Origin of the sequence: Methylobacterium sp. WL8 (genome assembly GCF_008040045.1) — a bacterium.
In the GTDB taxonomy this organism is placed as follows: Bacteria; Pseudomonadota; Alphaproteobacteria; order Rhizobiales; family Beijerinckiaceae; genus Methylobacterium; species Methylobacterium cerastii.
The window spans coordinates 1-5,182 of sequence record NZ_VRVF01000141.1; the positions used below are offsets into that span (position 1 = coordinate 1).

At 73.3% G+C, this 5,182-nt stretch carries 6 protein-coding genes; 4 read left to right on the forward strand and 2 right to left on the reverse strand.

The window, feature by feature from the left end; all coding sequences use genetic code 11:
• Positions 1–39 precede the first annotated feature (39 nt).
• Positions 40–1,722, forward strand: coding sequence for an exodeoxyribonuclease VII large subunit (xseA, locus tag FV234_RS25120; protein ID WP_147832355.1), 1,683 nt, complete (start codon positions 40–42; stop codon positions 1,720–1,722).
• Positions 1,723–1,753: 31 nt separating this feature from the next.
• Here xseA and FV234_RS25125 read toward each other — a convergent pair whose 3' ends face one another.
• A complete protein-coding gene (locus FV234_RS25125) occupies positions 1,754–2,503 on the reverse strand; it encodes a GNAT family N-acetyltransferase (RefSeq protein WP_147832353.1) in 750 nt (249 codons plus the stop codon).
• Positions 2,504–2,659: 156 nt separating this feature from the next.
• Here FV234_RS25125 and FV234_RS25130 point away from each other — a divergent pair, with 156 nt between their 5' ends.
• The 3 genes from FV234_RS25130 to FV234_RS25140 all read left to right on the forward strand — a co-directional run bounded on the left by FV234_RS25130 (position 2,660) and on the right by FV234_RS25140 (position 4,736).
• Positions 2,660–3,274 carry a PAS domain-containing protein gene (locus FV234_RS25130; RefSeq protein ID WP_147832354.1) on the forward strand — a complete coding sequence of 205 codons (615 nt, stop codon included), beginning with the start codon at positions 2,660–2,662 and terminating at the stop codon, positions 3,272–3,274.
• A gap of 105 nt (positions 3,275–3,379) precedes the next feature.
• Positions 3,380–3,607 carry a DUF4170 domain-containing protein gene (locus FV234_RS25135; protein ID WP_147815645.1) on the forward strand — a complete coding sequence of 76 codons (228 nt, stop codon included), beginning with the start codon at positions 3,380–3,382 and terminating at the stop codon, positions 3,605–3,607.
• Between the two features lie 184 nt (positions 3,608–3,791).
• The gene (locus FV234_RS25140) at positions 3,792–4,736 is read left to right on the forward strand and encodes a ribose-phosphate pyrophosphokinase (RefSeq protein WP_147754674.1); all 945 of its coding nucleotides are present in this window, start codon (positions 3,792–3,794) and stop codon (positions 4,734–4,736) included.
• Between the two features lie 209 nt (positions 4,737–4,945).
• Here FV234_RS25140 and FV234_RS26410 read toward each other — a convergent pair.
• Positions 4,946–5,182 (reverse strand): hypothetical protein (locus tag FV234_RS26410; protein WP_210250983.1); only part of this gene is annotated, 237 nt, incomplete at its 5' end.

Genomic DNA, 5,182 nt, shown 5'->3' on the forward strand with positions numbered 1-5,182 from the left:
CCGCCCCCCGCCCCCCGCAGGTCGTCGCCGGCCGCCGACGTGCCGTCCTCGGCGGTGCTCGTCGCCAACCAGCCGGAATGGTCGGTGGGCGACCTCGCCTCGGCGTTGAAGCGCACGCTGGAGGACGCGTTCGGGCACGTGCGGCTGCGCGGCGAGATCTCGGGGTTCCGCGGGCAGCACGGCTCGGGCCACGCCTACTTCTCGCTCAAGGACGGCAACGCCCGCATCGACGCCGTAGTCTGGAAGGGCACGTTCAACCGCCTGCGGCAGAAGCCGCAGGAGGGGCTGGAGGTCGTCGCCACGGGCAAGATCACGACCTTCCCCGGCAAGTCCTCGTACCAGATCGTCATCGAGAGCCTGGAGCCGGCCGGCGTCGGCGCCTGGATGGCGCTGCTGGAGGAGCGCAAGCGCGTCCTCGCGGCCGAGGGCCTGTTCGCGGCCGAGCACAAGCGGGCGATCCCGTTCCTGCCGCAGGTCGTCGGGGTGGTGACCTCCCCCACCGGCGCGGTGATCCGCGACATCCTGCACCGGCTCGAGGACCGGTTCCCGCGGCCCGTCCTGGTCTGGCCGGTGCGCGTGCAGGGCGACGGGGCGGCCGACGAGATCGCCGCCGCGATCCGCGGCTTCAACGCGCTTCCCCCCGGCGGCCCGATCCGTAAGCCGGACGTGCTGATCGTCGCCCGCGGCGGCGGCTCGATCGAGGACCTGTGGGCGTTCAACGAGGAGGCGGTGGTGCGCGCCGCCTTCGAGAGCCGGATCCCGCTGATCTCGGCGGTCGGGCACGAGACCGACACCACGCTGATCGACTTCGTCTCCGACCGGCGCGCGCCGACGCCGACGGGCGCCGCCGAGATGGCCGTGCCGGTGCGGGCCGACCTCGCGCTGGCGCTGGACGACTTGACCCGCCGCCGCCGCGGGGCGGTGGAGCGCAAGCTCGACCGGCTGGCTGCGGATTTCCGCTCGGCCCTGCGGGCGATGCCCGATGCCGACGCGTTCCTCGCGGGCAAGCGCCAGCGCCTCGACCTCGCCGAGGCCCGGCTCGCCCCGGCGCTGGCGGGCAACGCGCGCGCCTTCCGCGAGCGGTTCGCGCGCGTGCTCGACCGGCTCGCGCGGCACCCGCCGGAACTGGTCTTGGAACGCGCGCGGGCGCGGCTTTCGGCGATCGACCACCGGCCGCGCCAGGCGCTCGCCAACCACGCAAGCCGCAAGGGCGACGCGCTGGCGGCCCTCGGCCACCGCCTCGTCGTCGCCCGGACGACGACCCTGCGCCGGGCCGAGACCGAGGCGGCGCGCGCGCGCGAGCGGCTGGCGGCCTCGCATGGGCGGATGATCCACGCGGCGGCCGGGCTGATCGAGCGCCGCCGCGCCCGGCTCGACCGGGCCGGCGACCTCCTCGGCAGCCTCGGCTATCGCGCCGTGCTCGCCCGCGGCTACGTGCTGGTCCGCGACGGCGCAGGCGCTGCGCTCCGCTCCGGCCGCGGGTTGCCGGCCGGCTCGCCCCTGAGCCTCGAATTCGCCGACGGGTTCGTGTCCGCCCGCACCGAGGTGGATGCGGGCGCTCCTGCGCCCGAGGGTGCTCCCTCGGCGAAGCGAGGCCCCGCCCCGGCGAAGCAAGGCGCCGCCCCGGCGAAGAAGCGTGCGCCGCGCCGGGCGAAGGCCGCAGCCGAGGCCGAGCCTCCGCCCGCGCCCGCCGCCGCGCAGGGCTCGCTGTTCGAGGCTTGAGCCCGGTCCGGCGACCCTCGAGGCCGCCGGCTCAACCCTGGCGGCGGTAGTGGTAGCGCAGCAACTCGGTGCGGAACCCGAGGCCGCGGTAGAGCGACAGGGCGGCCGCGTTCTCGGCCACCACCTGGAGGCAGGCGCCGACGGCCCCGTTGGCGCGGGCCCAGCGCATCAGCGCGCCGACCGTGCGGCGGGCATGGCCGCGCCCGCGCAGCTGCGGGGGCGTCGCCACGGATTCGATCACCGCGAGCGGCCCATCGAGGACGGTGTAGCCCATCGAAGCGGTCTCCCCCGCAAGGTCCAGGGCGGCGAAGGCGCGGGGACCGCGCAAGTCTCCCGTCATCGCGGCGTAGATCGCGGCGGCCTGCGCGTCGGCGCCGGCAAGCCGGCTGCGCAGCGCGAGCCAGTCGCCATCGGGCGCCGGCATCAGCCGCACGCCTGAGTCGAGCCCGTCCGGCATCCCGTCGAGGGCGGCGAACAGGGTCGACGCGTGGCCCTCCGCGCCGTAGCCGCGCGCCGCCAGGGGTTCGTCGAGCTCCGGGGCGAGGCTCACCACGCGGACGATCGCCGGCTGGCCGAGCGCCGCGTACGCACGCTCGCAGACCGCGATCGCCGCGTCGGCCGGGCCGCGCGGTCCGGGGGTCGGGTTGAGCGAGTTCGTCCGCCGGGTCGGCCCGCCCGAGGCGCGCAGCAGCCACCCGTCCAGAAGGTGTTGACGTGACGCCGGGCATGCGACCAGGCAGGCCGCCTCCGCTCTCCAGGCGAGGTCGTCGTGCTGAGACATGGACCGTCCGCGGGTTCTACGGCCGGCGGGTCGTAGCACGGCGGTAGACCGATCCGAACCGCAAGACTTGCGCGATCGGTTGTATCGATTGAGTTGGACTCGTATACAAATTGTTGCTCAAGGTTTCTGAAGAGCGGGAAGCATACTGGTAGGCCGATGAAGTTCGACGGCATCGACGATCGAGGGCAGGCGGTGGGGGACCTGCACGCCGCCCTCCAGGCGTCGGGCGTCGTCGGCACCTGGGACTGGAACCCGGTCTCGCAGCGCGTGCGCTACGATCCCGGCGCCGCCGAGCTGCTGGCGGGGGACGCCGCGCTGGCCGGCCGCGACCTCGAGTTCGCCGACGCCGTGGCCGGCATCCATCCCGACGACGTCCCCTGGATGACGCAGGAGGTGGAGCGCGCCATGCAGGCCGGCGGCCTGATGCTGGCGGAGTACCGGGCCGGGATGCTCTCCGGGCAGACGCGCTGGCTCCTGTGCCGCGGCCGGATCTTCCACGATCCTCGCGGGCGCCCCGTGCGCAGCACCGGCATCCTGATCGACATCACCGAGGTCCGGACCATGGACGCCGGCTCCGTCGCGACCCCGTCGATCGGCGAGCCGGAGGCGCCGCTGGTGCGTGCCGCCGACCTCTGCATCGCGTTGCACGGGGTTGTCGGCGAGAGCGGATCCGAAGCGCTTCGCGGGATGACCGAGCGCCTGCTGCTTCAGATCGGCCGCGAGATCGCCCGGGCCGAGCGCGCGGCCGTGCCGCCGACCGCGCTGCATTGAGGGCCGGGGCCGCGCGGGCTTGACGGCGGCCGCGGGGTTGGCGATGCCGCGTCCTGCGGCACGCGTCCTGCCTGTGGGGCGGCGTGCCGCGACCAGGAGAGACCCGTGACCACCACGACCGCCAGCGACCAGCTGCTGCACCTCGTCTTCGGCGGCGAGCTGGAGGACATCGACGGGCTCCGGTTCAAGGATCTGGCCGGCCTCGACATCGTCGGCATCTTCCCCGACTACGCCTCGGCCAAGGTCGCGTGGCGCGCCAAGGCCCAGGCCACGGTCGACAGCGCGCAGACCCGCTACTTCGTCGTCCACCTCCACCGCCTGCTCGAGCCGTAGGCGCCCGGCTGTGCAGGGGGCCGTGCAGGGGGCTGTGCAGCGGGCGGGCCCGGCCATTGTGACGGTTCGACCGCACTGGTAAGAGCCCGACCGACGCGGATGCCGGCGGGCCTGTCGATCGGCCGGCCGTTCCAGTCTTCAGGACGTGTCTCGGCCCGAGACCCCAGATGTTGAGCCCGCAGGCATGAAGTCTTCGATCAAGATCATCGCCGGCAATGCCAGCCGGCCCTTGGCGGAGGACATCGCCGGCTACCTCGAACTGCCGCTCGCCAAGTGCATGGTCCGGCGCTTCGCCGACATGGAGATCTTCGTCGAGATCCAGGAGAACGTGCGCGGCGAGGACGTGTTCATCGTCCAGTCGACCTCGTATCCGGCCAACGACCACCTGATGGAGCTGCTGATCATGATCGACGCCGCGCGTCGGTCCTCGGCGCGGCGCATCACGGCGGTGATCCCGTATTTCGGCTACGCCCGGCAGGACCGGCGCACCTCGGGCCGCACCCCGATCTCGGCCAAGCTCGTCTGCAACCTCATCACCGAGGCCGGCGCCGACCGCGTGCTGACGCTGGACCTCCATGCCGGCCAGATCCAGGGCTTCTTCGACATCCCCACCGACAACCTGTTCGCCGCGCCCGTGATGGTGCGCGACATCAAGGAGCGGCTGACCTCCACCGACCGCATGGTGGTCTCGCCCGACGTCGGCGGCGTGGTCCGGGCGCGCGCGGTCGCCAAGCGCATCGACGCGTCGCTGGCCATCGTCGACAAGCGCCGCGAGCGCGCCGGCGAATCCGAGGTGATGAACATCATCGGCGACGTGGAAGGCCGCTCCTGCATCCTCGTCGACGACATCGTCGATTCCGGCGGCACCCTGGTCAACGCGGCCGAGGCCCTGCTCAACGCCGGCGCCAAGGAGGTCTCGGCCTACATCACCCACGGGGTGCTCTCGGGCGGCGCGGTCTCGCGCATCGCCGCCTCGCGGATGAAGGAGCTGGTGATCACCGACTCGATCCAGCCGACCCAGGCCGTCAAGCTCGCCCGCAACATCCGCGTGGCGACCATCGCCCCGCTCTTGGGCGAGGCCATCGGCCGGACGGCGACGGAAGCCAGCGTGTCGAGCCTGTTCGACTGAGCGTCATGGCCCGTCCAGGGCATCCGAACACAGCGTCCTCAAAAACCGCTCCGTCATTCCGGGGCTGCGCAGCAGAGCCCGGAATCCAGAGCCGCCGCGGGCTCCGAGGTGAAGCGTCCCGGCCCTTCGAGCCCGCGCGGCGCGTCTGGATTCCGGGCTCGCCTTCGGCGCACTGGAATGACGGGGTTTGGGCTGTCTGGCGCAGCCCCCTACCCGTCCCGCCCCCGCACGTAACCCCGCGAGATCAGGCGGCTGCGCTCGCGCGCGCGGCGGTCGGATTCGAGCAGGTCGGAGAGCGCGTCGGCGATGACGCAGCGGAGCGCCAGGTCCGCGTCGCCGGCGCTGGTGAGGAGGTAGGCGCGCGCGATCTCCTCCACCGGGCAGCTTTGCGGCGAACAGCTTGGGGGCGAGCAGCTTGGGGACGGGTCGGCCGGGCGGGGTTGGGC